The 25,419-nt window shown below is 65.5% G+C and carries 21 protein-coding genes and 4 tRNA genes; 17 read left to right on the top strand and 8 right to left on the bottom strand.

Going from position 1 to position 25,419, the window contains the following annotated elements; genetic code table 11:
* Positions 1 to 44 precede the first annotated feature (44 nt).
* The 4 genes from BW39_RS18155 to BW39_RS18140 all read right to left on the bottom strand — a co-directional run bounded on the left by BW39_RS18155 (position 45) and on the right by BW39_RS18140 (position 3,541).
* Entirely contained in the window at positions 45 to 647 is a 603-nt protein-coding gene (locus BW39_RS18155) for a DUF2239 family protein (RefSeq protein ID WP_043823500.1), read from the bottom strand.
* Positions 648 to 800: 153 nt separating this feature from the next.
* Positions 801 to 1,355 carry an elongation factor P gene (efp, locus tag BW39_RS18150; RefSeq protein WP_012204719.1) on the bottom strand — a complete coding sequence of 185 codons (555 nt, stop codon included), beginning with the start codon at positions 1,353 to 1,355 and terminating at the stop codon, positions 801 to 803.
* 162 nt (positions 1,356 to 1,517) lie between these two features.
* Positions 1,518 to 2,651, bottom strand: coding sequence for an elongation factor P maturation arginine rhamnosyltransferase EarP (gene earP / locus BW39_RS18145; protein ID WP_043823499.1), 1,134 nt, complete (start codon positions 2,649 to 2,651; stop codon positions 1,518 to 1,520).
* A 5-nt stretch (positions 2,652 to 2,656) separates the two neighbouring features.
* Complete coding sequence (locus BW39_RS18140) at positions 2,657 to 3,541, bottom strand: LysR family transcriptional regulator (RefSeq protein WP_012204721.1); 885 nt, start codon at positions 3,539 to 3,541, stop codon at positions 2,657 to 2,659.
* 168 nt (positions 3,542 to 3,709) lie between these two features.
* Here BW39_RS18140 and BW39_RS18135 point away from each other — a divergent pair, with 168 nt between their 5' ends.
* The 16 genes from BW39_RS18135 to BW39_RS18060 all read left to right on the top strand — a co-directional run bounded on the left by BW39_RS18135 (position 3,710) and on the right by BW39_RS18060 (position 20,774).
* Positions 3,710 to 4,927: a CaiB/BaiF CoA transferase family protein gene (locus BW39_RS18135; protein ID WP_043823498.1), complete on the top strand. Its 1,218-nt coding sequence runs from the start codon at positions 3,710 to 3,712 to the stop codon at positions 4,925 to 4,927.
* On the top strand, positions 4,924 to 5,913 hold the full coding sequence (locus BW39_RS18130; RefSeq protein ID WP_034391949.1) for a hydroxymethylglutaryl-CoA lyase: 990 nt from the start codon (positions 4,924 to 4,926) through the stop codon (positions 5,911 to 5,913). The genes BW39_RS18135 and BW39_RS18130 overlap by 4 nt, the downstream gene beginning before the upstream one ends.
* A gap of 51 nt (positions 5,914 to 5,964) precedes the next feature.
* Positions 5,965 to 6,951: a Bug family tripartite tricarboxylate transporter substrate binding protein gene (locus tag BW39_RS18125; protein WP_043823497.1), complete on the top strand. Its 987-nt coding sequence runs from the start codon at positions 5,965 to 5,967 to the stop codon at positions 6,949 to 6,951.
* Between the two features lie 58 nt (positions 6,952 to 7,009).
* On the top strand, positions 7,010 to 8,962 hold the full coding sequence (uvrC, locus tag BW39_RS18120; protein WP_043823496.1) for an excinuclease ABC subunit UvrC: 1,953 nt from the start codon (positions 7,010 to 7,012) through the stop codon (positions 8,960 to 8,962).
* A 77-nt stretch (positions 8,963 to 9,039) separates the two neighbouring features.
* The gene (gene pgsA / locus BW39_RS18115) at positions 9,040 to 9,609 is read left to right on the top strand and encodes a CDP-diacylglycerol--glycerol-3-phosphate 3-phosphatidyltransferase (protein ID WP_026062576.1); all 570 of its coding nucleotides are present in this window, start codon (positions 9,040 to 9,042) and stop codon (positions 9,607 to 9,609) included.
* Between the two features lie 452 nt (positions 9,610 to 10,061).
* A complete protein-coding gene (locus tag BW39_RS30450; RefSeq protein ID WP_012204727.1) occupies positions 10,062 to 10,334 on the top strand; it encodes an HU family DNA-binding protein in 273 nt (90 codons plus the stop codon).
* A gap of 14 nt (positions 10,335 to 10,348) precedes the next feature.
* Positions 10,349 to 10,424 (top strand) — tRNA-Val (locus BW39_RS18105).
* Between the two features lie 60 nt (positions 10,425 to 10,484).
* A complete protein-coding gene (locus tag BW39_RS18100; protein WP_043823495.1) occupies positions 10,485 to 12,380 on the top strand; it encodes a SurA N-terminal domain-containing protein in 1,896 nt (631 codons plus the stop codon).
* Positions 12,381 to 12,454: 74 nt separating this feature from the next.
* Positions 12,455 to 12,530, top strand: a tRNA-His gene (locus tag BW39_RS18095).
* Positions 12,531 to 12,784: 254 nt separating this feature from the next.
* A tRNA-His gene (locus BW39_RS18090) sits at positions 12,785 to 12,860 on the top strand.
* Between the two features lie 424 nt (positions 12,861 to 13,284).
* The gene (locus BW39_RS18085) at positions 13,285 to 13,797 is read left to right on the top strand and encodes a GspH/FimT family pseudopilin (protein ID WP_043823494.1); all 513 of its coding nucleotides are present in this window, start codon (positions 13,285 to 13,287) and stop codon (positions 13,795 to 13,797) included.
* Complete coding sequence (gene pilV / locus BW39_RS18080; RefSeq protein ID WP_043823493.1) at positions 13,797 to 14,342, top strand: type IV pilus modification protein PilV; 546 nt, start codon at positions 13,797 to 13,799, stop codon at positions 14,340 to 14,342. Before BW39_RS18085 ends, pilV begins: the two co-directional genes overlap by 1 nt.
* Before the next feature lie 28 nt (positions 14,343 to 14,370).
* Positions 14,371 to 15,165: a prepilin-type N-terminal cleavage/methylation domain-containing protein gene (locus tag BW39_RS18075; protein ID WP_043823492.1), complete on the top strand. Its 795-nt coding sequence runs from the start codon at positions 14,371 to 14,373 to the stop codon at positions 15,163 to 15,165.
* A complete protein-coding gene (locus BW39_RS18070; RefSeq protein WP_043823490.1) occupies positions 15,162 to 15,755 on the top strand; it encodes a pilus assembly PilX family protein in 594 nt (197 codons plus the stop codon). The genes BW39_RS18075 and BW39_RS18070 overlap by 4 nt, the downstream gene beginning before the upstream one ends.
* Before the next feature lie 19 nt (positions 15,756 to 15,774).
* On the top strand, positions 15,775 to 20,280 hold the full coding sequence (locus BW39_RS18065; RefSeq protein ID WP_043823488.1) for a pilus assembly protein: 4,506 nt from the start codon (positions 15,775 to 15,777) through the stop codon (positions 20,278 to 20,280).
* Between the two features lie 5 nt (positions 20,281 to 20,285).
* Positions 20,286 to 20,774: a type IV pilin protein gene (locus BW39_RS18060; protein ID WP_326923863.1), complete on the top strand. Its 489-nt coding sequence runs from the start codon at positions 20,286 to 20,288 to the stop codon at positions 20,772 to 20,774.
* A gap of 105 nt (positions 20,775 to 20,879) precedes the next feature.
* Here BW39_RS18060 and BW39_RS18055 read toward each other — a convergent pair whose 3' ends face one another.
* Together BW39_RS18055 and ycaC are read right to left on the bottom strand one after the other, a co-directional pair.
* Positions 20,880 to 21,569 carry a hydrolase gene (locus BW39_RS18055; protein WP_013803115.1) on the bottom strand — a complete coding sequence of 230 codons (690 nt, stop codon included), beginning with the start codon at positions 21,567 to 21,569 and terminating at the stop codon, positions 20,880 to 20,882.
* 10 nt (positions 21,570 to 21,579) lie between these two features.
* A complete protein-coding gene (gene ycaC, locus BW39_RS18050; RefSeq protein ID WP_043823485.1) occupies positions 21,580 to 22,206 on the bottom strand; it encodes an isochorismate family cysteine hydrolase YcaC in 627 nt (208 codons plus the stop codon).
* A 132-nt stretch (positions 22,207 to 22,338) separates the two neighbouring features.
* On the opposite strand from ycaC, the gene BW39_RS18045 reads away from it, so the two are divergent.
* Entirely contained in the window at positions 22,339 to 23,241 is a 903-nt protein-coding gene (locus tag BW39_RS18045; protein ID WP_043823483.1) for a LysR family transcriptional regulator, read from the top strand.
* Between the two features lie 428 nt (positions 23,242 to 23,669).
* On the opposite strand, the gene BW39_RS18040 is transcribed toward BW39_RS18045, so the two are convergent.
* Both BW39_RS18040 and BW39_RS18035 read right to left on the bottom strand, forming a co-directional pair.
* Positions 23,670 to 23,746: transfer RNA gene (locus BW39_RS18040), tRNA-Arg, on the bottom strand.
* 85 nt (positions 23,747 to 23,831) lie between these two features.
* Positions 23,832 to 25,419 (bottom strand): M14 family metallopeptidase (locus BW39_RS18035; RefSeq protein WP_043823529.1); only part of this gene is annotated, 1,588 nt, incomplete at its 5' end.

Raw genomic sequence — 25,419 nt, 5'->3', positions numbered from 1 at the left:
GTAATGCGACGAGAAAAGCAGTGAGGTCGGGCCGGGTCAGGTCTTCAGTCCTGGGCTGGCGCCGCAGGTGAGTCCGCCCACACGGGGCCGCCCAGTTGCTGCAGATAGCTTCGCACATCCTCGGGCCAGGTGGCGGTGTGCTGTGCAAAGGCTTCGGCCTGGCGTGCAAACAGGGCGCGGCTGGCGTCCTCGAAATGGGGCAGGTCGCCCGCCATCTCGCTCATGAAGCGGTAGACGGCTTCGGTGGCGGCGCGCACGGTATCCTGTGCGGCATGCTTGCCGCGCGCCTCGTCCACCAGCCTGCGCAGTGCGCCGGAGGCGCCGCCGGGCTGGCGGTTGAGCCATTCCCAGTGCCGTGGCAGCAAGGTGACTTCGCGTGCCACCACGCCCAGCTTGGGGCGGCCCACGCTGCGCGGGGCGGCGGCTTGACCGGGTGCGGGCGATGCGGCCAGTTCGCTGCGCCAGTCCAGGTCCAGCCGCATGCCGCTGTGGTCGTCGAAAACCCACAACGGCGGTGCCGATCCACTGCCCTGCGCCTGTTGTTCATGGCTTTGCAGGAACTGCAGGACGGCAGGCCTGTCCCCCTGGAGCAGGCGGCCATGGCCCTGGAAGATGGTGTAGCTGGGTGCGGGCTCGGCGCCCGCCATGCAAGAGTCGGTAGTCATGCGGCAGATATTAGCCGGGTAAAATTCACAAGTCAATTAAATCCGGGTAAATATCTGCGTGGATACCGCGCGCCCAAAGAAAAAGCCCCTGGCAGAGACTGCCAGGGGCTTCGCAGGGGGAACTGCAAGCGTTGTTTAGACGCGCTTGCGGTACTCGCCCGTGCGAGTGTCGATTTCGATCTTGTCGCCCTGGCTCACGAACAGGGGCACGGGCACTTCGAAGCCGGTGGCAATCTTGGCAGGCTTGAGCACCTTGCCCGATGTGTCGCCCTTGACGGCGGGTTCGGTCCAGGTGATTTCGCGTTCCACGGAAGTGGGCAGTTCGCAGGAGATGGCCTTGCCGTCGTAGAACACGACTTCGGCTTCCATGCCGTCTTCCAGGTAGTTGATGGCGTCACCCATGTTGGTGGCTTCCACTTCGTACTGGTTGAAGTCGGCATCCATCCACACGTACATCGGATCGGCGAAGTAGGAGTAGGTGCACTCCTTCTTGTCCAGGATCACGTTGTCGATCTTGTCGTCGGCCTTGAAGACGACTTCGGTGCCCATGTTGCCCAGCAGGGACTTGAGCTTCATGCGGACGGTGGCGGCGCCGCGGCCACCGCGAGCGTATTCGGTCTTCAGGACGATCATCGGGTCCTTGCCGTGCATGATCACGTTGCCGGCGCGGATTTCTTGAGCGATTTTCATAGCTTGCTTGGCTGAGGTTGAGCCGCTCAACAGGGCAGGCAAGCGAAGTCGCTGGGACGGTGCGCCTGCCGCAGTTCCGCGGCGGGTGCAACCCTGGTTGGTCGATGGCGGCCGGCTGGCGGTCGCCCGCAGCGGCGCCTCCAGGGAGGCAAAACGTGCATTCTAGCTTTTTTCGGTCACGAAAGCTTGTAGCTGCTCAATCAATGGGGTCTGTTGCAGCAGCCGCAGGCGTGCCGCCTGCACGCATTCCTGCCATTGCTGCAGCAGCGCAGGCGTGATTGCGGGCAGGGTGCTTGCCGGTGCCATGCCGTTCCAGGCATGGTGGAAGGCGCGCAGGCTGGCTGGTGCCTGCAGCCAGTCAAGAAAGGCGTCGAGCTTGTCGTGATGGGCGTCGTCGTGCTGGGGATAGATGTGCCAGACCAGCGGCTGGCCCGCCCACAGCGCGCGTACCAGCGAATCCTCGCCACGCACCAGGTTCAGGTCGCAGGCCCAGAGCATTTCGTCGAACTGAGGTTGGGGGCAGGGCTGCAGCGCATGCCGGGTCACCGCGCCTTGTTCCGTGGCGGGCACGCTGGCCATGGCCTGTTGCACGGCGGCGGCTGCGCGCCCCGGGGTCACCAGCAAATGCGTGGCCTGCGGCGCAGGGGGTGCTGCATGCAGTTGGGCCAGCCATTGAGGCAGGGCAGGAGGTTCGTAGCAGAACAGCGAGATGGCGCAATCGCCGGAGCCTATGCCGTGGCGTGTGCGCCAGGCCTGCCGGCCCTCGGAAGCAAAAGCTGCCTGGCGCGCGGCCAGGTCCGGCTCGCGCAGCAGGCCGCCCGTGGCGACCGTGAAACCCGGGTAGAAGAACCAGCGCGTCAGTCCCGCAGCCGGCCCCGACATCAGCGGCGAGGGCAGGCGGTGGCAGCGCTCCACATAGTCCTCTGCCGACAGGTATTCGAGGTTGATCCACAGCGGTGCCCGGCGCGCGATGGCTGCCAGAAAGGGCGGCGGAATCTCGCAGCCGAAAGCCTCGATGACCACATCGCCCATGGACTGCGGGACGTCCTGCGCCTGCGTGGGCCAGCCATGGACGCTGAGTCCGGCCGGGTGCGGTCGGGGAGCCATCCAGGCCAGGGCGCTGGCGTCGTCCATCCACAGCCGCACGCGCTGGCCGCGTGAGGCCAGGTCGGCCGCCGCGCGCCAGCACACGCCGATGTCGCCAAAGTTGTCTATGACCTGGCAGAAGATGTCCCAGGTCCGTGCAACGGCCTGCTCTGGCAGAGGGGCCGGGGGGATGGGTTTGAAGGCAAGCATGGGGATCAGGGTTCGCACAGGTGTTCGACCAGCAACTGCGCCACTGGCGGCAGTGCCTCTTGCGAGCGCACGCACAGCATCAGCTGGCGCTCGGCCCAGGGCTCGTCCAGCGCAATGCAGCGCAGCGGCAGGGCGCCCAGGTACAGGCGTGCGCTGCCTTCGGGCAGGATGCCCACGCCCAGGCCCGAGGCCACCATCAGGCACAGCGCGTCATAGCCCGTGACCTTCATGCGCAGCCGGGGCTGCAGGCCCAGGTCGGCCGCGGCGCGCGTGATCTGGTGGTTGAGCGCGCTGCCGGCGTGCATGCCCACCAGGTCATGGTCCAGCACCTGGGCCAGCCGCAGCGAGCGCCGCCGTACCAGCGCATGGCCTTGGGGCACGATGACGATGAGGCGATCGCGCCGGTACGGGCGCAGGCGGATCTTCTCTCCGTAGCTGCCCTGGTTGAGGATGCCGATGTCGGCCTCGTTGTCGGCCACGGCGCGTGCGATGTCGCTGCTCACGCGCTCCTGCAGGCGCACGTCCACATGCGGGTGCTGGTCCAGGAAGCGCTGCAGCTGCGAGGGCAGGAACTGGGTGATGGCCGAGATGTTGGCCATCACACGCACATGGCCGCGCAGGCCGCTGCCGTACTCGCGCATCTGCTCGCCGATGCCGTCCAGGTCATTGAGCACGCCGCGCGCCATGTTCAGCAGTGCATAGGCGGCGGCCGTGGGTACGCTGCCGCGGTTGCTGCGGGTGAACAGCTCCACCTGCAGCTGGCTCTCCAGCTCGGCCAGCCGGCGGCTGGCGGCCGAGGGGGCGATGTGTTCGCGTGCGGCAGCGCGGGCGATGGCGCTTTCCTCCATCACGGCCACGAACAGGCGCAGCGAAATCGGGTCGAGTTTCATGGGGTGGCGATTATCTCCCGGCCCCGCCTGACCGGGTTCTGCCATGCCGGTTTGCGATGGCAGCGTCGCGCTTGAGCGTTTTGCGGCCGGCGCGGACGGCGGCAAGATCGGCGCCGCGGCAATGCCATCGGAGGCTGGCCGCAGGAGACAAAGAGGAAGCGCTAACCCATGACACAACAGACAAGGCTGGTTCCCACCCCCGGCGCACTCAACGGTGTGCGCGTGGTCGAGATGGGGCAATTGATTGCAGGGCCGTTCTGCGGCAAGACGCTGGGCGAGTTCGGCGCCGACGTGGTCAAGATCGAGGCGCCGGGCGCGGGCGATCCGCTGCGCAACTGGCGCCTGATCAAGAACGGCACCTCGGTCTGGTGGCAGGTGCAGTCGCGCAACAAGCGTTCGGTGGCGCTGGACCTGCGCCAGCAGGAGGGCCAGGACATCGCGCGGCGCCTGATCGCCGAGGCCGATGTGCTGGTCGAGAACTTCCGTCCCGGCACGCTGGAAGGCTGGGGCATGTCGCCCGAAGAGCTGCATGCGCTCAACCCTGGCCTGGTCATCCTGCGCATCTCGGGCTACGGCCAGACCGGCCCCTACCGCGACCTGCCGGGCTTTGGCGTGATCGGCGAGGCCATGGGCGGCCTGCGCCACCTGACGGCCGAGCCCGGCCGCGTGCCGGTGCGCGTGGGCGTCTCGATTGGCGACACGCTGGCCGCGCTGCATGGAGTGATCGGCGTGATGATGGCCCTGTACCACCGCAAGGTGAACGGCGGTGCCGGCCAGGTCATCGACGTGGCCCTGCACGAGGCCGTGTTCAACGTCATGGAAAGCCTGCTGCCCGAATACAGCGCCTTCGGTGCCGTGCGCGAGGCGGCCGGCAGTGCGCTGCCAGGCATTGCGCCGTCCAACGCCTATCCCTGCCAGGACGGCTGGGTGCTGGTGGCCGGCAATGGCGACTCCATCTTCAAGCGCCTGATGGCCACCATCGGCCGCCAGGACCTGGCCGACGATCCGCAACTGGCCGACAACGCGGGCCGCGTGGCGCGCATCGCCGAGATCGACGCCGTCATCGGCGGCTGGACGCGCTCGCAGAGCGTGCAGGCCGTGATGGACCAGCTGGCCGCCGCGCGCGTGCCGGCCGGCAAGGTCTACACGGCCAAGGACATTGCCGAGGACCCGCACTACCGCGCCCGCGACATGATCCTCAGCCAGCACACGCGCGACGGAGACGACATCGAGGTGCCGGGCATCGTCCCCAAGCTCTCGCTCACGCCCGGCACGGTGCGCAGCAGTGCGCCCCATGTGGGCGATGACACCGATGCCGTGCTGGCCGAGGCCGGCCTCACGGCCCAACAGATTGCGCTGCTGCGCAGCAAGGGAGTGATCCAATGAATGCCGTCCACCCCACGGATGTCTGGCAGGGCGCGGGCCGCCGCGTTTTCTTCAACGAGGTCGGCACGCGCGACGGGCTGCAGATGGAGCAGGCCTTTGTCCCCACCGAGGACAAGATCGCCCTGGTCAATGCGCTGTCGCAGGCCGGCCTGTCCAAGATCGAGGTCACGGCCTTTGTCTCGCCCACGGCCATTCCCGCGCTGCGCGATGGCGAGATCGTCATGCGCGAGATAGAGCGCCGCCCCGGCACCGTCTACACCGCCCTGGTGCCCAATGCCCGCGGCGCCGAGCGCGCCATCGAGGCGCGCACGGACGAGCTCAACCTGGTCATGTCGGTCAGCGAGACGCACAATCTGTGCAACCTGCGCATGCAGCGCAGCCAGTCGTTCGCGGCGCTGGCCCAGGTCGTTGCCACGGCGCAGCAGGCGGGCGTGCCCGTCAACGTCTCGCTGTCGTGCTGCTTTGGCTGCCCCATGGAGGGCGATGTGCCGCAGCAGGAAGTCTTCGACTGGGTGCAGCGCTTTGCCGACCTGGGCGTGCAGGGCATCACGCTGTGCGACACCACGGGCATGGCCTTCCCGACCCAGGTGCGTGCCATGGTGGCCGCCTTCCGGCAGCGCTGGCCGCAACTGGGACTGACCCTGCACTTCCACAACACACGCGGCATGGCCCTGGGCAATGTGCTGGCCTCGATCGAGGCGGGCGGCGACCGCTTCGATGCCTCCATCGGCGGCCTGGGCGGCTGCCCCTACGCGCCCGGCGCATCGGGCAATGCCTGCACCGAGGACATCGTCCACGCGCTGCAGCTCATGGGCTACGACACCGGCGTGGACCTGGCGCAGATCGTCGCGGCCGCGCGCAGCCTGCCCGCGCTGATCGGCCATGACACGGCCAGCCAGATCGCCAAGGCCGGTGCGCGGCTGGACTTGCACCAGCCACCAGCCGACTTTGCAGCCATCCGCGAACGGGCTTTGGCCAAGGGCTGAGGCCGGCGCGCATTCTCATTCACAAGAACCGAGCAAACCAAGGAGACAAAGATGAAGAAGATTCAACGCAGACAGATCGCAGCCGTGGCCATGGCCATCGCAGGACTGGGCCTGGGCGGCACAGCCGCGCTGGCCCAAGGCGGCTACCCCGCCAAGACCATCACCATGATCGTGCCGGCCGCAGCCGGTGGCACCACCGACCTGGCGGCGCGCATGGCGGCCCAGGCGCTGGCGCCGGTGATCGGCCAGTCGGTGGTGGTGGACAACAAGGGCGGCGGCAACGGCTCCATCGCAGCCAGCCTGGTCAAGCGTGCCGAGGCCGATGGCTACACCCTGCTCATGCAGTACTCGGGCTATCACGTCATCTCGCCCCACCTGACCAAGGCCCGCATCTGGGAGCAGGGCGACTTCCAGCCCGTGGCCAATGTGCTGTCGGCGCCGCAGATCATCGTGGTGCGGTCCGAGCTGCCCGTGAAGACGCTGGCCGAACTCGTGGCCTATGCCAAGGCCAACCCCGGCAAGCTGAACTACGCCTCATCGGGCAATGGCTCGCTGCAGCACGTGACGGGCGCCATGCTGGAGCAGCAGGCCGGCATCAAGATGGTCCACGTCCCCTACAAGGGCACCGGCCCCGCGCTGCAGGACCTGCTGGGCGGCCAGGTGGACCTGACCTTCGGCACGGCGCCGCCCTTCATGCCCCACGTGCAAAGCGGCAAGCTGCGCGTGCTGGCCGTCACCGGCACGCAGCGCCTGCCCAGCCTGCCTGATGCGCCCACCACGGCCGAGGCCGGCTATGCGGGCGTCAACGCCACCTCCTGGTTTGCCGTGTTCGCGCCCGCCGCCACGCCCAAGCCCGTGATCGACAAGCTCACGGCCGACCTCAAGAAGGTGGTGGAGAACCCGGCCTTCAAGCAAAAGGCACAGGAGCAGGGCGCCACGGCGGACTACATGAGCCCGCAGCAGCTGGGCGCCATGGTCAAGACCGAGTGGTCCAACTGGGCCCAGGTGGTCAAGTCCTCGAAGATCGAGGCCGAGTAAGAGCCCGAGGGCCCGCAGGCCCGCTGCGGCGGGCCCGGGCAGCGGCCACAATAGGCGCATGTCCGAATCCCATTCCGATGAACTGCTGGCCCAGGTGGCAGCGCTGCCGGGCCTGCCCGGCGTCTACCGCTATTTCGACGCGGCAGGCACGCTGCTGTACGTGGGCAAGGCCATCAACCTCAAGCGCCGCGTCTCCAGCTACTTCACCAAGAACCATGGCGGCACGCGCATAGGCCACATGGTGGGCAAGATCGCGCGCATGGAGACCACGGTGGTGCGCTCCGAGGCCGAGGCCCTGCTGCTGGAAAACAACCTCATCAAGACGCAGCACCCCAAGTACAACATCCTGTTCCGGGACGACAAGAGCTATCCCTACCTGAAGATCACCGGCGTGGCCGCGCGCGACGGCCAGGCTGGCGAGCCTGCCCACCAGCGCTTCGCGCGCATGGCCTACTACCGTGGTGCCGTGGACAAGCGCCACCGCTACTTCGGTCCCTATCCCAACGCCTGGGCCGTCAAGGAAAGCATCCAGCTGCTGCAGAAGGTCTTCCGGCTGCGCACCTGCGAGGACACGGTCTTTGCCAACCGCTCGCGCCCCTGCCTGCTCTACCAGATCAAGCGCTGCAGCGGCCCTTGCGTGGATCTGATCTCGCCCGAAGCCTATGCGCTGGATGTGCGCAATGCCGAGGCCATGTTGCGCGGCGAGACCCAGGAACTGCTGCGCCAGCTGGAGGCCCGCATGATGGAGCACGCCGGGCGCATGGAATACGAGCAGGCCGCCGAGGTACGCAACCAGATGACGGCGCTGTCGCGCGTGCTGCACCAGCAGGTCATAGAAACCGCCGACGACCGCGACGTGGACATCCTCGCCGTGAAGGTGCAGGGCGGCCGCGCCTGCGTGAACCTGGCCATGGTGCGCGGCGGCCGCCACCTGGGCGACCGGCCGTACTTTCCCGCCAATCTGGGTGATGCCGCCTCGGTCTACGCCGGCGAGGAAGAGGCCAGTCTTGCCGAATCCGCACGCCCGGTCGAGGACATCGTGCTGGAGGCCTTCATCGCCCAGCACTACACCGGCGTGGCCGTGCCGCCCGTGCTCATCGTCAGCCATCCGGTGGACAAGAAGCTGCTGGCCCTGTTGAGCGAGCAAGGCGGCGTGCGCATCACCGCCGTGCAGCAGCCGCGCGAGCAGCGGCGTATCTGGCTGGAGATGGCGCAAAAGAACGCCGACATCCAGATGGCCCGCCTGCTGGCCGAAGAAGGCTCGCAGCAGGCGCGCACGCGCGCGTTGGTCGAGGCGCTGGACCTGGCCTGCGAGAACCTTGATGAACTCACCATCGAATGCTTCGACATCTCGCACACGGCGGGCGAGGCCACGCAGGCTTCCTGCGTGGTCTTCCATCACCACAAGATGCAAAGCAGCGAGTACCGGCGTTTCAACATCGAAGGCATCACGGGCGGCGACGACTATGCCGCCATGCGCCAGGTGCTGACGCGCCGCTACAGCCGCGTGGCCGAGGCGCAAAGAGAGGCGGGCGGTGCCGAACTCACGGGCAAGCAGCCGCAACTGCCGGACCTGGTGCTGGTCGACGGCGGCAAGGGCCAGGTCAGCATGGCGCGCGAAGTCTTCGAGCAGCTGGGCCTCGATGTCTCGCGCATCGTGGGCGTGGAAAAGGGCGAGGGGCGCAAGGTCGGCCTGGAAGAGCTGGTCTTTGCCGACGGGCGCGAGAAGATCTACCTGGGCTACGACTCGGCCGCGCTGATGCTGGTGGCCCAGATCCGCGACGAGGCCCACCGCTTCGCCATCACCGGCATGCGCGCGGCGCGTGCCAAGGTGCGGGTGGGCGGCGGCAAGCTCGAGGAGATTCCGGGCGTGGGCCCCAAGAAGCGCGCGCGCCTGCTGCAGCGCTTTGGCGGCGTGCGCGGCGTGTCCGAAGCCACCGTCGAGGACCTGTGCAGCGTGGACGGCATCTCGGCCGCGCTGGCTGAAGATATCTACCGTGCATTGCATTGAAATGACCGTCCCGCAGGCTGCACCGCGGGCCTTGAAACAGAACCTCAAACACCAAGGTACGTGACACAATGGCGGCCATGTTTCTCACAATCCCCACCTTGATGACCTGTACGCGGATCGTCGCGATTCCGCTGATCGTCGGGGTGTTCTACGCGCCGTTCGATGTGGCGACCCGCAACCTGGTCGCCACGGTCATGTTCATCGTCTTCGCAGCCACCGACTGGCTCGACGGCTACCTGGCGCGCAAGCTCAACCAGACATCGGCCTTCGGCGCCTTCCTCGATCCGGTGGCCGACAAGTTCCTGGTCTGCGCGTCGCTGCTGGTGCTGGTGCACCTGCAGCGCACCGATGTGTTCGTGGCCCTGATCATCATCGGCCGCGAGATCGCCATCTCGGCCCTGCGCGAGTGGATGGCGCACCTGGGCGCGGGCAAGAGCGTGGCCGTCCACATGCTCGGCAAGCTCAAGACCACGGCGCAGATGGTGGCCATTCCCTTCCTGCTGTACGACGGCCGCGTGTTCGGCATGATCGACACCGGCGTCTGGGGCCAGGTGCTGATCTGGGTGGCGGCAGTGCTCACCGTCTGGTCGATGGTGTACTACCTGCAAAAAGCCCTGCCCGAGATCCGCGCGCGGGTCACGCACTGAGGGCCTTTCCGGCCGTTCCCGGGATCCTGCGCCAGACACGTCAAACTGTCTGGCGTTGCTATTTTTTTGGAAGCATTTGAATCAGGCAGGGCAGCCGCTGCGGCGTCGTGGATGCGAAGCGGTGAGGCGCATTGCAGCACTGGCAAGGCCTGCAGCGGACAAGTCCATTGTCAACCCTTGTCAATTCGTGAAGCCGCTAGCCTGCGCCGGGCGCAAAAAACCGGCCGCAAAGCCAAAGCTGGCGCCAAAACCGCATAGAATCGTCCCCTGTCGCTGCGATGCGCAGCGTGCATTGACACCTGGAAGGTCGATGGCTTTAATTCACCGATGTCTGCCCCGAGGCAGGCGTCGAACGGCAAGCCAGATTCCGTATCCGTCGCGCCGGGTTTCTGGCCGAGCCAAGTTGGTGGCCGCAGAGACATCCCATTCACTTATTTCTCCAGAGGCATCTTGTGAATAAAACCGAACTGATTGAGCACATCGCTAACAACGCCGACATCTCCAAGGCTGCGGCTGCTCGTGCACTGGATTCCACGATTGAGGCTGTGAAGAAAACCCTCAAAAAGGGTGGTACAGTGTCGCTCGTTGGTTTTGGCACATTCGCCGTTGGTAAGCGCGCTGCTCGTACGGGCCGCAACCCCCGCACCGGCGAAACCATCAAGATCAAGGCCGCCAAGGTTCCAAAGTTCCGTCCGGGCAAGGCATTGAAAGATGCCCTGAACTGACACCAGTCAAGGTGGGGTGCTTAGCTCAGTTGGTAGAGCGGCGCCCTTACAAGGCGTAGGTCGGCGGTTCGACCCCGTCAGCACCCACCAAGAACAAAAGGCGAACGAAAGTTCGCCTTTTCTATTTCTGCCATTGAAAGACGACAGACCATGTTCGAATCCATCCGCAAGCATTCCAAGTTCGTGATGATCTTGTTGTTCTTGCTGATCATTCCCTCGTTCATCTTCGTGGGTGTGAACCAGAACTACTTCACAGAGTCCAGCGTCATCGTCGCACGTGTCGATGGTCATGAGATCAAGCAGGCCGACTGGGAGAACGCGCACCGCATGGAGAGTGATCGCCTGCGCGCCGAGAACCCCAACATCGACCCCAAGCTGCTGGACTCGCCGCAGGCGCGCTACGCCACGCTGGAGAAGATGGTGCGTGACCAGGTGCTGGCTGCTGCCGTGCAGAAGATGCATCTGGCAGCGTCCGATGCGCAACTGGTGCGCACGCTGCAGGAGATCCCCGCGATTGCCGCGCTCAAGAAGCCAGACGGCTCGATGGATGCCGAGGCCTACCGCGCCCTGGTCGGATCGCAGGGCCTGACGCCCGAAGGCTTCGAGGCCAACCTGCGCCGCGAGCTGTCCATGAACCAGGTGATGGGTGGCGTGACGGGTACGGCCTTTGCGACCGACACCCAGGTCAAGCAGGCCATCGATGCGCTGTACCAGCGCCGCGAAGTGCAGGTGGCTCGCTTTGAAGCCAGCGCCTACGCCAGCAAGGTCCAGCCCACCGAGGCAGACCTCAAGGCCTACTACGATGCCCACACCAGCCAGTTCCAGCAGTCGGAGCAGGCCAAGGTGGAATACCTGCTGCTGGACGTTCCCAGCATCGAGGCCGGCATCACGCTGAGCGAAGACGATGTGCGTTCCTACTACAACCAGAACGCCGAGCGCCTGGCCGGCCCCGAAGAGCGCCGTGCCAGCCACATCCTGATCAATGCAAGCAAGGATGCGCCTGCCGCCGAGCAGGAAAAAGCCAAGGCCAAGGCAGAAGAACTGCTGGCCGAGCTGCGCAAGGACCCCAAGCGCTTCGCCGAACTGGCCAAGGCCAATTCGCAGGACGGTGGCTCCGCTGCATCGGGTGGCGATCTGGGCTACTTCGGCCGTGGCGCCATGGTCAAGCCCTTCGAGGACGCAGCCTTCGGCATGAAGGTGGGCGACATCAGCGACGTGGTGCACAGCGACTTCGGCTACCACATCATCTCGCTGGTGGACATCAAGAAGCCCAAGGCTCCTAGCTTCGACCAGATGCGTCCCAAGCTGGAAGCCGAACTCAAGCAGCAGCAGGCCCAGCGCAAGTTCGCCGAACTGGCGGAAGGCTTCTCCAACGCGGTCTACGAGCAGTCGGACAGCCTGCAGCCCGTGGCCGAGAAATTCAAGCTCACCGTGCAAAAGGCAGACCATGTGACGCGCCAGCCCGGCCCCAACGTCAAGGGCCCCCTGGCCAATCCCCGTTTCCTGGAGGCGCTGTTCTCCAGCGACTCGCTGAACAACAAGCGCAACACCGATGCGGTGGAGCTGGGTTCCAGCCAACTGGTGGCCGGCCGCGTGGTGGAGTACACGCCTGCCCGCACGCTGCCCATGGCCGAGGTCGGCGACAAGCTGCGCACCCTGTACGTGGCGCAAAAGTCCGCCGAACTGGCCAAGGCCGATGGCGAGGCCAAGCTTGCAGCATGGAAGGCCAAGCCTGATGCGGCGCAGCTGCCTGCCGCCAAGGTGATCAGCCGTGACCAGCCCGAAGGCCTGTCGCGCGAAGTGGTGGATGCCGCCCTGCGCGCATCGACCGCTCAGCTGCCTGCCTGGACGGGTGTTGACATGGGTGCCCAAGGCTATGCCGTGGTCAAGATCAACCGCATCGTCGAGCGCCCGGCCGATGATGCACAGGCTGCTGCCGCGCAGAAGCAGGACTTCCTGCGAAGCTCTGCGGTCGCAGAAGCTATGGCATACTACGAGCTTCTCAAGAAACAGCTCAAGGTGCAGATCAAGGTCCCGCGCCCCTGATGAGAGAAATTTCTAGCAAAACAGAAATTTCAGAAATCAAGCAGTTTTTTGGAATAGAATAGCGTTCTTCTACGGTGGCTGTAGCTCAGTTGGTAGAGTCCAGGATTGTGATTCCTGTTGTCGTGGGTTCGAGCCCCATCAGCCACCCCAAATAAAAAAATCCCCAGAGCAGAAATGCTCTGGGGATTTTTGCTTTGGGCGGCAGGGGGACTGGTTGTGCCCGAAAGCTCCAGGGACGCCGGGCAAGGCTCCTGCCGGCTGCGGCTGCATGGAGGATGGCGGCATCCTGCCCGTTGCCCGCGTCCTCGATGCACCTTTGTTCCTGCTGCTCCCGATGCGTCACGCAACGCCTGTTCCAAAGCATTTGCCTGCTGGTTTTTGGCATATAATCGAATGCTTCAACGGTGGCTGTAGCTCAGTTGGTAGAGTCCAGGATTGTGATTCCTGTTGTCGTGGGTTCGAGCCCCATCAGCCACCCCAAACAAGAAAATCCCCAGTGCAGAAATGCACTGGGGATTTTTGCTTTGGGCGAAAACTTTTTCTTCCTCGGGCTGGAAGCAGACGGGATATTCGCATGGCCAATCGCGCTGCGGCTGGATTGCGGCCGCTCATGCTGCCGTGGATTTTCAGGCGCTTGATGCGAGGCCTGCCTGCCTGACTTCGCGGTCTGCCGTATCGCCACCGTGGCCATGCCCGTTGCGCGGGCCGTTCCGCCGAGCTTGCTGGATGGGGTGTTGCGCTCTGCGCAGGTTTTTATAAGACAAGTCCTATATTTGTCCCATGACCTGTGTCAATAGATGTTTTGCATTGCTATTGAATTACGATTGCAAACATCAATCAAAAGCAATGGCGCAGGGCTTGCAGGCCTGTCGCATGGTCCCCCGCCAACGAGAAGCACGCTTGCATGAAAAATCCCGGTTACACGCGCAACGGCTGTCCAGGCGGCAGGTGGCAACGGCCCCGTGGCTTCACCCTCATCGAGATGATGGTTGTGGTGGCGCTGGTCGCGATTCTGGCCGCTCTGGCCGCTCCTTCCTTCATCGCTCAAATAGCCAACCAGCGCGTCAGCTCGGCTGCGCTCGAGTTGCAGTCGTTGCTGCAGCTGGCTCGCTCCGAAGCGGTCTACAAACGGGTGGAAAGCAGTTTCGTGGGCGCTGGGCAGACATGGTCCGCCAAGTCGGGAGGGCAACTGGTGCGCGAGGCCCGGGTGCCTGATGCCGTGACCGTGTCGCCCTCCGGTGATTCTTCCCAGGGCGTCCTGTTCGAAACCACGGGGACCGCCAAGCAGTTCTCCGGCGCCAGCACGCTGTACACGCTGACCGTCACGGCTCGCCATGCCACGCGCATGCACTGCTTGAGAGTGACTCGCGCCGGGCTTGTGCGCCAGCAACGGCTGCCTGCCGGCGGCACTTGCTGATGCGCATGCAACGGGTCTGCAACATGTCCATTCCTTTTTCTTCTCGCAGGCAACGCGGCGCAGGCCTTATCGAGGTACTCGTCGCCGTGCTGCTGGTGGCCGTGGGGCTGCTGGGCGCCGTGCGCATCCATGTGCGTGCCATTGAATACACCGTGGATACCGAGCGGCGTCAGATGGCATCCATGCTGGCTTCCGAACTGCTGGAGACCCTGCGGGGGGATACGGCCACGGTCCTGGACGCGAAGGGCTCGCCCGTGGAGGAACTGGCCGGTTATCAGAAGCTACAGGGGGCCGCGATGCCCGCGGCCCCTGCGGCCTGCCAGCCTTTGCCGCAGCCGCGGGAGCAGCGCCTGGCCTGCTGGGGCGATCGGGCCCGCAAGCTGGTGCCCGATCTCACCGCGGACCGCATCGACAGCTCCTTCGCCGTGAGCGCCGATGCCGATGGCCTGGTGTCCGTGACGGTGGCCTGGCCGGTCAAGAAAGGCCAATGTCTGGATGGAAGCGACAATGAATTTTGCACATTCACGCTGCGGTCGCGGCTTTGAGCGCGGGCCGGGCGCACGGGCGTGCCGCATGCGCATGCCGTCCCAGGCGGGCCTGTCCCTGGTGGAGATTCTGGTGGCGCTGGCCATCGGCCTGTTCCTCGTGCTGATTGCCACCACCATCTACATGCAGGGGCTGTCGAGCTTCGGTTTTCGCGTGGGGCAGAGCGAGAACCTCGGCAACAGCCGGCTGGCGCTGGCCGTGCTGGACTCCGAGTTCTCCAAGGCAGGCTACAGGAGGGATCCTTCGCAGGCGATGTTCGACGCATTTCCTGCCGATTCCTCGCCCCATCCCAACGGCTGCCAGTTCGCCCAGGGACAGGCGCTCTACGCGGCTGACGCGCAGAGCATCTGCCTTCGCTTCCAGCCCCGGGACGCGGCGGAAACCGATTGTGCGGGCACGCCCGCGAACCTGGGAGCCGCCGGCCCCTATGACGCTCCGGCGCCGGCGACCGGCATGTTCGCGGAGAAATACACCGTTGAAAGTGGTGTGCTGGTCTGCCGGGCTGCGCAGGAGGTTGTGCCGCTCGCCGATGGCGTGCGGGCGGTGCATTTCGAGTTCGGCATCGATCGGCAGACAGCGCCCGGCGCGATACGCCGGGTCGATGCCTTCGCGGCCACGTTGCCCGGGCAGCAGGAAGCCATCCGTTCCCTGCGCCTTGCCCTCTTGCTGGAAAGCTCCGGCAAGGTGACGCAGGGCATGGCCTCCACCGTCTGCGAGCGTTGGGCGCAACTGGGCGGCGCCGCGTCCCGATGCGATGCGAATGCTGGCCCCCTGCTGCAACTGGCCACCGGCACGCTCACCCTGAGGAATCTGATGCCATGACCGCGCTGATCGGAGCCCGGAGCCGCCGCTGCATGTCCTGTGTCCTGCGCGAGCGCCAGCGCGGCAATGCCTTGCTGGTGTCCATGATCATGCTGCTGCTGGTGTTGTTGCTGGCGGTGGTCGGCATGCGCGTGGCCACGCTGGAGGCGCGCATCGCCGCCAACATGGTGGATAGCCAGCGGCTGTATGAAACCGCGGATGGCACGCTGCGAGAAGGCGAGCGCAAGCTGCTGGAGCATGCCGTCGCACTCAAGCCCTGCAATGGCGCCGGCACTCCGGTGGCCGAGGGCAGCGGCATTCCCTGCTCGGTGTCCGATGTGCGTACGGGCTCCATCGGGCTCGGTACGGATTTTCGGACGACCAAGGCCAAGGCGGCCGGGTTTCAGAAGCCCGATGGGTACTGGTATCCCCGATACATCACGACCGCCTGTCCCAAGTCGGGTAGTGCGACGTCCGCGCTGGATGCACCTGCCACCGGCTGCACGGACTTCTATGAGGTCAATGCCCAGGCCACGGAAAAGTCGCAGGCCCAGGCCTGCGGAGCGGATGCGCTGTGCCTGCGGTCCAGCGTCAACATGTTCATAAAGTAAGCAGGGGGAGGGAGCTTCAATGGCTCGCATTGCAAGTTGGAAAACCAGGCATGGCCCGAGGGCGTGCCAGGGCCAGGCACTCGCGTGGCCGGCCCTGGCGCTGTGGACGTGCGCACTGGCACTGGCCAGTACGCCGGCGCATGCCCAGGGGCGCGCGGACACCGTGCTGTCCCAGATGCCGCTGTTCGTGAACCAGGCGTTGGCGCCCTTGAACATGCTGGTGATGGGGCGTGACCACAAACTGTACTACGAGGCCTACAACGATGCCTCCGACCTCAACGGCGACGGTGTGATCGATGTCGGGTACAAGCCGGACCAGATCGACTACTACGGCTACTTCAACAACAACGTCTGCTACAGCTATTCCAAGGGTGTTTTCGTGCCCTCGCAGGCAGCGACCGGAAGCAACAGGAAAAAGTGCTCGAACAACTGGAGTGGCGACTTCCTGAACTATCTGGGCACATCGCGCATGGACGCCATACGCCGCGTGCTCTATGGCGGCATGCGTGCGGAGGACACGGCTTCGCGCACCGTTTTGCAGACCGCCTACATTCCCAGGGATGCGCACAGCTGGGGCAAGGCCTATGACCCTGCGCGGGATCTCGGGGTCTACAGCATTTCGGACTATGCGCCGCTGCGCCAGCCGGCGTCCGGTACGCGCCATCTGTTTGCCGTCACCACGCTGGGGGAGGCCGCTGGCGTCATCACCCAGTTGCGCGTGCTCAATGACTCCTCGTTCCAGATCTGGGATTGGGTGTCCCAGGAGGGTTTTGCAGGGCAGAGCAACTGTGCAGGCGGCAATTCGTGCGCGCGAGGCACCAGCAGGATCACCGACTACAACCTGCTTGTGGAGGCCTGCTCCAGCAGCAATGTCCAGTTGCTCGAGGCCAGCTGCAAGGCCTATCCCAACGGCGGCAAGACCATCTACAAGCCCACGGGGCTGCTGCACGACTTCGGAGAGAACGGGAAGATGTACTTCGGCCTGCTCACAGGCTCGTACGAGAAAAACATCGCCGGCGGCGTGCTGCGCCGCAATATCAGCAATTTCGCAGAGGAGGTCGACCCTCAGACGGGCCAGTTCAGGACGGGTGTCAATGGCGTGGTCGCCAACATAGACCGCCAGCGCCTGATCGGCTACACCGGCGGCAAATACGTGGAATGCGGCTGGATCACGTCCGGCCCCATCAGTTCGCTGGACAAGCCTTCGAAGTGCGCCATGTGGGGCAACCCCATCAGCGAGATGATGTTCGAGACCATACGCTATTTCGGCGGCGCGTCCCAGGCCCTCGGCATCTATGACTACGCCGGCGGCTCCTCCAAGGATGCGTCCCTGGGCCTGTCCAAGCCCGCCTGGGAAACGCCCTACAAGGCCAAGGCCGAAGGCGGGGGCGGCTACCAGTACTGCTCCCGTCCCGTCATGACGGTGCTCAGCGACATCAATCCCTCCTACGACGGCAAGCTGCCCGGCAGCCGCTACGCGAGCGTCGGCGCCAGCGCCCTCAATGGCTTCAATGTCTCTGACGAGGTGGCGGCCATCGGCTCGGCCGAGCGCATAGACGGGAAGAACTTCTTCATCGGCCAGTCAACGTCGGCCAATGCCGACCAGGCTCCTTCGGTCAAGACCATTGCAGACCTGTCCTGGGCGCGCGGCCTGTCTCCCGAGGAGCCCAGCAAGGAAGGCACCTACTATGCCGCCGGTGTGGCCCGTTTCGGCGCCAGGAATGCCATCTTCGGCAACAGCCAGGGCAAGAATGCGCTGAGGACCTACTCCGTGGCCATTGCGTCACCGCTGCCGGAAATACGCTTTCCGATCGGCGGCAAACGCTTTGTGACCATTGCGCCGTTTGCCAAGACCGTCTCCGGCAGTGCCGGTGGCAGCACCGTGAACAATGCGGTCTTCACGCCGACCAACCAGATCGTCGACTACTACGTGGTCAACATTGCCAACACGGGCAAGGCGGACATCGATGCCTCGGTCAATGGCGGGCGGCCCTATGCGGAGTTCCGCATCAACTACGAGGACGTGGAGCAGGGCGCCGACCATGACATGGACGCCATCGCGCGCTACACGGTCGCGCTGCAGGCCGATGGCAAGGTGAAGATCGACATGGTGTCCGAATACGCCGCTGGCGGCCTGGGACAGCACATGGGCTATGTGATCTCGGGCACCACCAAGGACGGCATGTACCTGGAGGTGCGTGACAAGGACACGGCCTCGGCCTACTACGCCTACAACACGCCCCCCAATCGCGATCCGGGCTACTGCCGGGGCAGCATCTCAGCTCAGCAGCGCACGGAATGCTCGAACCTGGGGCTCACGGCCACCCGCAGCTTCACTCCGGGCAATGCGACCGATGCGGGCAGCTTCCTGAAGGGACCGCTGTGGTATGCCGCCAAGTACGGTGTGCCGGACCGCGACCCTTCCAAGATCACGGGAGATCCGGACAACTATTTTCTGGTGACCAATGCCGGCACGCTCAAGGACCAATTGACCAAGGCGTTCAACGACATCCTGCAGAGCATCAGTTCCGTGACGGCGGTCAGCGTGGACATGCCCACTGCGACACTGGGCGAAGGCGCCGACCTGTACCGGACCACGTTCGAGGTCCAGTACTGGAGCGGCGACGTCATCCGCGAGAAGCTCACCACCAGCGACAGAACGCTGGTCTGGAGCGCGGCGGAACTCCTGTCGGCGCGGTCCGCCGATGACCGCAAGATCTACTATCCCAGCAGGACCGGCAGTGCCGTGTCGCTGAGCCCTTTCACGTACTCCAGTCTCAGCGGGCAGCGCTCCGATGCGTCCTGGCTGGCCGTGCTCAACACGGACCCGGCCACGAACTCCGCCGATGGCCAGGCAAAAAAGCGCATCGAGTTCCTGCGTGGCGAGGTGCGCGATGACTTGCGCGTGCGCAAGCCCCTGGACAGCGGAAAGCCCAATGTGCTGGGCGATATCGTCAATTCCTCGCTGGTGCGGGTCAAGGGCGGCCTGTACCGCGCCTCCGCCGCGGACAAGCTGGAGGGCAGCACCACCTATGCCGCCTTTGCCGCGAAACAGGCTGCCAAGGAGATGCTGTATGTGGGCGCCAACGACGGCATGCTGCACGCCTTCGACGCGGCATCGGGCAAGGAGGAGTTCGCCTTCATTCCATCGGGCGTGAAGGATTCGCTCAATGTCCTGGCGTCCCGGTATGGCGCGGGCGGCGCTCCCCACCGCTACTTCGTGGACGGGACGCCCGTGGTCTCCGATGTCTACTTCGGCAACGCCTGGCACAGGGTGCTGGTCGGCAGCCTGGGCGCGGGCGGGAGGCAGGTCTTCGCGCTGGACGTCACGGATCCCACCTCTCCCCGGTTGCTGTGGGAGTTCGGGGTTGAACAGGACGAACGCATGGGTTACTCGATGCCCGCGCCTGTCGTTGCGCGGCTCAACGACGCCGGCCGGTCCAAGGGCAGGTGGGTGGTATTCCTGTCCAATGGCTACCAGGCGTCGAACAGCGCCTCCGGCGAGTCCAGCCTGTTTGTGCTGGATGTCTCCAGTGGCGAGGTCATCCGGCGCTTTGATTTCGCGGCAGGCATGACGGCCGCGGAGCTGAACGCGCTGCCTGCGCCGAAAAACGGCCTGTCGCGCGCCGCCGTGGTGGACAACAACGGCGATGGCAAGGTGGACATGGCCTATGCCGGTGATCTTGCGGGCAATGTATGGCGCGTGGACCTGGCCAGTGGTGCCAGCGGCTCATGGAATGCGCAACTGTTCTTTGTGGCACGCGAGTCCGAACGCAGCGGCGGCAAGCGGCTGTCCATCACCACCGCACCCTACGTGGTGCGGCACTCCAGCGGCAAGGGCGATGTGGTGGCCTTCGGCACGGGCCGCTTCATGACGGATGACGACAAGCTGGACATGCGCCGGCAATCGGTGTTCGGTGTCTGGGACCGCTACGGCACATCCGCGACGGCTGCGCCGCAGCCGCTGCCTACCGCCGGCAAGGGGCGCGGGGATCTGCAGGCCCAGCAGTTCACCCAGGTGAGCGGCTTTCCGGGCAAGTTCGCCCTGTCGGCCAACCCGGTCACCTGGTACAAGGACGCCACCAGCACCGCCGACTCCAATGTGCACAGCTGGGGCTGGTACGTCGATCTGCCGCGCGACGGAGAAAGACTGGTCTACGACATGAGCCTGTACGGGCGGGGACTGGTGTTCACCTCCATCCGGCCGCCGCTGGGCGACCCCTGCTCCGCGGGTCTGGCCAGCACGATCTACGCCATCGATCCCGACACCGGGGGCAAGACCGACTATGTCGCCTTCGATGTGAACGGCGACGGCATCTTCAACGCCTCCGACAACCTGGCAGGCCAGCAGGTCAACGGTTACGAGGTGGGGCCGGGCAAGCCCACCATCAGCGGCGCGAAGATCTTCGACTCCAGCGGAAAGCAAAGCGGGGCAGGAGACCCAGTCAAGACCGGGGGCGACGATATCAACAGCGGAGTGGACCGGGGGCGACAGAGCTGGCGCCGCCAGCCAGCGAACCCGTGACCGCCATGCCATCCACTACACACAGGGGCCTGCCGGCCCCGGCCGTCTGGCTGGCCCTGCGGGCCTCCAAGGAGAAATGCGTGCGCAGCAAGCTACATGGATTCACGCTGATCGAGCTGATGATCACGGTGGCGGTGATCGCCATTCTTTCGGCAATCGCCTACCCCTCCTACCAGGAATACGTGCTGCGATCGCGGCGCGTGGAGGCGCAAAGCCTGCTGGGCGAGGCCGCCGCCCGGCAGGAGCGCTGGCGGGCGCAGAACGGCGGCTACACAAGCTCCGTCGCCAACCTCAGGCTGCCCTGGGGGGACAAGTCCGAGAACGGCCACTACACCCTGACGATGGCCACGGCCGCCAACGACGGCGGCTACACGCTCAAGGCCACGCGCACCGGCCGCCAGGCATCGGACAGGCGCTGCGGCGACTACACCCTGAACGCCCTGGGCGTGAAGGGCATCTCGCCCCTGGGAACGGTGAAGGACTGCTGGCGCTGAGCGCCACCGGGGCCGGGGTCTCAGTCCTGCGCCTCATCCACAAATTCCACCATGGCCGCCGACACCTTGGGCAAGCGGTCTCGTACCCGTGCCGTGTTACCGCAGTCAGGTGCGTTGCGAATCCAGCTGCTCACCGTTCCTGGCCACTTCCTGCGCCTTGGAGTAGCTTTCGATCAGCAACTGGTAAGGCGGGAAGACTGCGCTGTAGGCCTGCGCCCACTGCAACGCGTCCTCACGGTTCCAGGTCTTTTGCACCTCCGAGCACACCGCCGCCGTGTCCATAGGCACGACGCCAGCCTGCACGATGCGCGCCAGCGTGATCTCCTGCGCCATTTTCGAGTAGGTCCCCGAGGCGTCGATCACCGCGAAGACCTGGTAGCCCTCGTGCACTGCGGCGATGCTGGGGAAGGCCATGCAGACGCTGGTGATCGTCCCCGCGATGATGAGCTGCCTGCGCCCAGTGGCCTTGACGGCAGCGACGAACTCCGGGTTGTCCCAGGCGTTGATCTCGCCCTTGCGCGCAACGTACCGGGCATGCGGGGCGTACTGGTGGATCTCGGGGATCAAGGGGCCGTTCGGACCCTGCGGCACCGATGCGGTGGTGATGACCGGGATCTTCGCCAGTGTCGCTACCTTGGCGAGTGTGGTGGCATTGGCACGCACCTCGGTGAAGGGCATGTCCTTGATGGTCTGGAACAGGCCGCTTTGATGGTCGATCAGCAGCATCGCCACATTGTCGGGATCGATGACCGGGCGGGCGCCGTTGAAGTTGGCGATGGTTTGGGGTGTGCTCACGGTCTTCTCCTCAATTGCCCTGGGTGAGCATGGTGTGGCTCGTGATCAGATTGCGGTAGTCGGGGATGTGGTTGGAAAACAGAGTGCCCAGCCCCTGCACGTCGTTGCGCCAGTCGCGGTGCAGTTCGCAGGCAGCGCCGAACCAGCTCATCAGTTGCACGCCGGCCTGCGACATGCGATTCCACGCCGCATCGCGGGTGATGGAGTTGAAGGTGCCGGAGGCGTCAGTGATCACGAAGACGTCGAAGCCTTCCTCGATGGCCGACAGTGCGGGGAAGGCCACGCACACCTCGGTCACCACGCCGGCGATGATCAGTTGCTTCTTGCCCGTGGCCTTCACGGCCTTGACGAAGTCCTCGTTGTCCCAGGCGTTGATGTTGCCGGGCCGGGCGATGTAGGGCGCCTGGGGAAACTGGCTCTTGAGCTCCGGCACCAGCGGTCCGTTGGGGCCGTTCTCGAAGCTGGTCGTCAGGATGGTGGGCAGCTTGAAATAGCTGGCGATGTCGGCCAGCGCCAGCACGTTGTTCTTGAACTTGTCCGGGTCGATGTCGCGTACAAGGGATAGCAGGCCGGTCTGGTGGTCTACCAGCAGCACGGCGGCGTTGTCCTTGTCCAGGCGGACGTAGGGCTTGGTCATGGTGAATCTCCTTGGGTCGCCCAGACAAAGGTCTTGGCTGATGGATAGAGAATAGGATTTGAACGATGAACGCGGTAGCCGTTAATATTTGCCATCAGAGTCCTATCTGAGGAACGATGAAGGCGGTGTGCAATGAAAGACCTGAACGACCTCTACTACTACGTGCAGGTGGTGGACCACGGCGGCTTTGCGCCCGCGGGCCGCGCGCTGGGGATGCCCAAATCCAAGCTGAGCCGGCGCATCGCGCAGCTTGAGGAGCGTCTCGGCACGCGCCTGATCCAGCGCTCCACGCGGCGATTTGCCGTCACCGAGACCGGCCAGACCTACTACGGCCACTGCAAGGCGATGCTGGTGGAGGCCGACGCCGCCGACGAGGCCATCGCGCTGACCCACGCCGAGCCGCGCGGCATCGTGCGCATGACCTGCCCGGTGGCGCTGCTCGATGCGCGCATCGCCGACATGCTGGCGGCCTTCATGGCCGCGTATCCGCGCGTGGAGATCCACCTCGAGGAAACCAACCGCCGCGTGGACGTGGTGGGCGAAGGAATCGACGTTGCCATCCGCGTGCGCCCGCCACCGCTGGAGGACAGCGACCTGGTGATGCGCATGATCGCCGAGCGCGGGCAATGCCTGGTGGCCTGCCCGCAGCTGCTGACAGGCGGCATCCCCCAGGTGCCCGCCGACCTGGCAGGCCTGCCGAGCATGGACCTGGGCCTGCCGCAGCATGAGCATGTGTGGCACCTGATCGGCCCGGACGGCACGCAGGCGGCCATCCGCCACCGGCCGCGCCTGGTCACGCGCGGCATGCTGGCGCTGCGCGCGGCGGCCTTGGCGGGGGTGGGCGTGGTGCAACTGCCCTCGATGATGGTGCGCGAGCAGATCGCGCGCGGTGAACTGGTCCACGTCATCCCGGGCTGGGCGCCACGGCGCGAGATCATCCATGCGGTGTTCGCCTCACGGCGCGGGCTGCTGCCGGCCGTGCGGGCGCTGCTGGATTTCCTGGCAGAGCGGTTTGAGGCGCTGGACGAAGACTGAGCTGCCGGCAAGCCGACTGGCTACCACCCGGAGCTCCATCTTCATCGCTGACAGATGAATGATCCGGCCGGGTACCTTGATGCCTTCCACCTCCGGAAGCTGCTTTTCCAGAGCGACCAGATTTTCAATCAATCGGGACCGTGAGATCACGCGGCCGTCGTGTTACATCTGCGCCGAGCGGACGCCAGGAGACAGCTCTTGTGCGCCATCGATCCTGCCCGTAGAGCACGGCAATGTCCCGGTGCTTGCCGTTAGTCAGGCACGTAGTCGGGCACGTCGAACCCACTCCGGATGGCATCACGTCAAGCGTGTATCGCGCCACCGGGGCGCCGTTGGACGACGTCGGAAGCTGGATGTACCTGAAGCCCGAGACCAGTGCGGGCCCTTGGACTTCTTTGGACGTATTGGGATTTCTTGGGATGCCAGGATGGCCTGCCCGGAGGGACTCGAACCCCCGACCTATTGCTTAGAAGGCAATTGCTCTATCCGGTTGAGCTACGGGCAGGTATGGCCGCTGACGGGCCAGCGCGGATCATACCCTCAATGGGTGGGCGCTCAGGGCTTGGCGGCGTGCCCTGGCGCCCTTGCCGTCATTCGGCGTCGTCTTCTTCCTCGAAAACCACCGAAGGAGGTGCCATCACGCGCGCCATGTCGGTCATCGTGGGCACCAGGCCGCGTGCAAGGTAGCTGTAGGGTGTGTCCGGCTCCAGCGCCGCAGCGGCAAGATTGGCCATGGGCTGGTTCATCGTCAGGTAGTAGCTGCCCACGGGCGCTTCGACGGCGCCGCGCGTGAGCGCATAGGCGCCGCTGGCGGGCGTGGCCGAGCGGGCTTCGTTGTACGAGTCGGCCAGCAGCTGGCCGGGCTCGGCCACCTTGAGCACCTGCAGGCCCAACAGGCGCAGCCTGTCCACGGCGGGCTGGGCGCTGGCGGACAGCCAATAGCCGCAGGAGCGCGGGCGCGACAGCGTGGTGCGCGGCTGCAGCGAAGCGTTCCAGTCCACGCGCACCTGCTGGTCGGCGCCCGTGTCGGGCTGGATCATGGTGAGGGTGCGCTGCTCGGGGGTCTGCTCGGCCAGCACGGCCAGTTGCTGATGGCAGGCAAGGGAGGCGGTCTCGCGGGCCACGAAGGCCTGCACCTGGGTGAGGTCCTTGGCGCGCTCGGCGCTGGAATGCAGCATGCGTGTGGACGCGGTGACCAGGGTGTGCACGCGCCGCTGGATGTGGGCGCGGCCCAGGTCCGAGCCACGGCTGCTGACCAGGTAGCCCACCGAGTTCTTGAGTCCGCTGACGTTGCGCAGCGAATCGGGCGCGAGGCTGCCCATGGAGATGGACTTGTCCTGCAGATCCTGGCTGGTGGTGTAGTACCAGTCGCTGCTCAGGCCGGCCTGCGACAGCGCGGTGCGCAGCGGTGCCGTGTACCACTCGCGCGCAGCCTTGGTCACGAATTCATTCTGGTTGGCCGTGGCCGAGTACTGCAGCAGGGCGTCGTAGCGCTGTATGGCCTGGTACTTCTGCAGGAAGATGCTGGCGGCGGGGAATTCCTGCAGGTCCACCACGGCGACGGGGCGGTAGTCGCGTGCCAGCGTGGCCAGGGCCTTGGCCTCCGGCGTGTTCAGGAGCAGGTGGTCATGGGCGATGTCGGTGCCATCGGCTGCATTGCGCGTGCCGGCTTCCACGGCGTCGGGGTTGGCGCGCGGCACGAGGATCACGTTGATCTGCTGCAGCAGCGGCTCCAGCAGGCCGCCGGGAGCGAGCTCGCGGGCGATGATGAGCAAGGCCTCCGTACCCGCAGGTTCGTCGCCGTGCTGGCCGGCCACAAGCATGACCGTGGGGCGGCGGCTGTCATAGAGCGCCGACGGCTGAATGCCGGGTGCGCGCGTGGCCACCAGGGCCTGGATGGGGCTGCCGCGCTGCGAGCTGCCGGGCTGCACGATACCCAGGCGCGTGTCGCGGCCCAGGGATTTGCTGGCCTGGCTGTTCAGCCAGGAAGACAGTTCGCTGGCCGTGGTGAACTGGTTGCGCTGCGGCGCCAGGCCCGGTGTGTCGTAGCGGGTGGCTGGATCGGGAAAGCGCGCAGCCACGGCCGCGTTGTAGGGCAGAGGGACCAGGTTGTTGGCCGGCGCGATGGGCTGCGTGGTCGCCTGCGGCACCACCGGGGTGGCAGGAGCCGGCCGGGTG

The organism is Delftia sp. RIT313, from assembly GCF_000632165.1.
GTDB classification, from domain to species: domain Bacteria; phylum Pseudomonadota; class Gammaproteobacteria; order Burkholderiales; family Burkholderiaceae_C; genus Comamonas; species Comamonas acidovorans.
This window is presented reverse-complemented; position numbering and strand designations above follow the sequence as displayed.

What these genes read in the sequence shown, in the direction of transcription:
- BW39_RS18075 (WP_043823492.1), top strand. Translation starts at nt 14,371, where the DNA reads ATGCGCATGCCGTCCCAGGCGGGCCTGTCCCTGGTGGAGATTCTGGTG.
- pilV (WP_043823493.1), top strand. Translation starts at nt 13,797, where the DNA reads ATGCGCATGCAACGGGTCTGCAACATGTCCATTCCTTTTTCTTCTCGC.
- BW39_RS18085 (WP_043823494.1), top strand. Translation starts at nt 13,285, where the DNA reads ATGAAAAATCCCGGTTACACGCGCAACGGCTGTCCAGGCGGCAGGTGG.
- BW39_RS18125 (WP_043823497.1), top strand. Translation starts at nt 5,965, where the DNA reads ATGAAGAAGATTCAACGCAGACAGATCGCAGCCGTGGCCATGGCCATC.
- BW39_RS18060 (WP_326923863.1), top strand. Translation starts at nt 20,286, where the DNA reads ATGCCATCCACTACACACAGGGGCCTGCCGGCCCCGGCCGTCTGGCTG.
- BW39_RS18065 (WP_043823488.1), top strand. Translation starts at nt 15,775, where the DNA reads ATGGCTCGCATTGCAAGTTGGAAAACCAGGCATGGCCCGAGGGCGTGC.
- BW39_RS18140 (WP_012204721.1), bottom strand. Translation starts at nt 3,541, where the DNA reads ATGAAACTCGACCCGATTTCGCTGCGCCTGTTCGTGGCCGTGATGGAG.
- pgsA (WP_026062576.1), top strand. Translation starts at nt 9,040, where the DNA reads ATGTTTCTCACAATCCCCACCTTGATGACCTGTACGCGGATCGTCGCG.
- BW39_RS18130 (WP_034391949.1), top strand. Translation starts at nt 4,924, where the DNA reads ATGAATGCCGTCCACCCCACGGATGTCTGGCAGGGCGCGGGCCGCCGC.
- ycaC (WP_043823485.1), bottom strand. Translation starts at nt 22,206, where the DNA reads ATGACCAAGCCCTACGTCCGCCTGGACAAGGACAACGCCGCCGTGCTG.
- BW39_RS18135 (WP_043823498.1), top strand. Translation starts at nt 3,710, where the DNA reads ATGACACAACAGACAAGGCTGGTTCCCACCCCCGGCGCACTCAACGGT.
- BW39_RS18155 (WP_043823500.1), bottom strand. Translation starts at nt 647, where the DNA reads ATGGCGGGCGCCGAGCCCGCACCCAGCTACACCATCTTCCAGGGCCAT.
- earP (WP_043823499.1), bottom strand. Translation starts at nt 2,651, where the DNA reads ATGCTTGCCTTCAAACCCATCCCCCCGGCCCCTCTGCCAGAGCAGGCC.
- BW39_RS18045 (WP_043823483.1), top strand. Translation starts at nt 22,339, where the DNA reads ATGAAAGACCTGAACGACCTCTACTACTACGTGCAGGTGGTGGACCAC.
- BW39_RS18070 (WP_043823490.1), top strand. Translation starts at nt 15,162, where the DNA reads ATGACCGCGCTGATCGGAGCCCGGAGCCGCCGCTGCATGTCCTGTGTC.
- BW39_RS18100 (WP_043823495.1), top strand. Translation starts at nt 10,485, where the DNA reads ATGTTCGAATCCATCCGCAAGCATTCCAAGTTCGTGATGATCTTGTTG.
- uvrC (WP_043823496.1), top strand. Translation starts at nt 7,010, where the DNA reads ATGTCCGAATCCCATTCCGATGAACTGCTGGCCCAGGTGGCAGCGCTG.
- efp (WP_012204719.1), bottom strand. Translation starts at nt 1,355, where the DNA reads ATGAAAATCGCTCAAGAAATCCGCGCCGGCAACGTGATCATGCACGGC.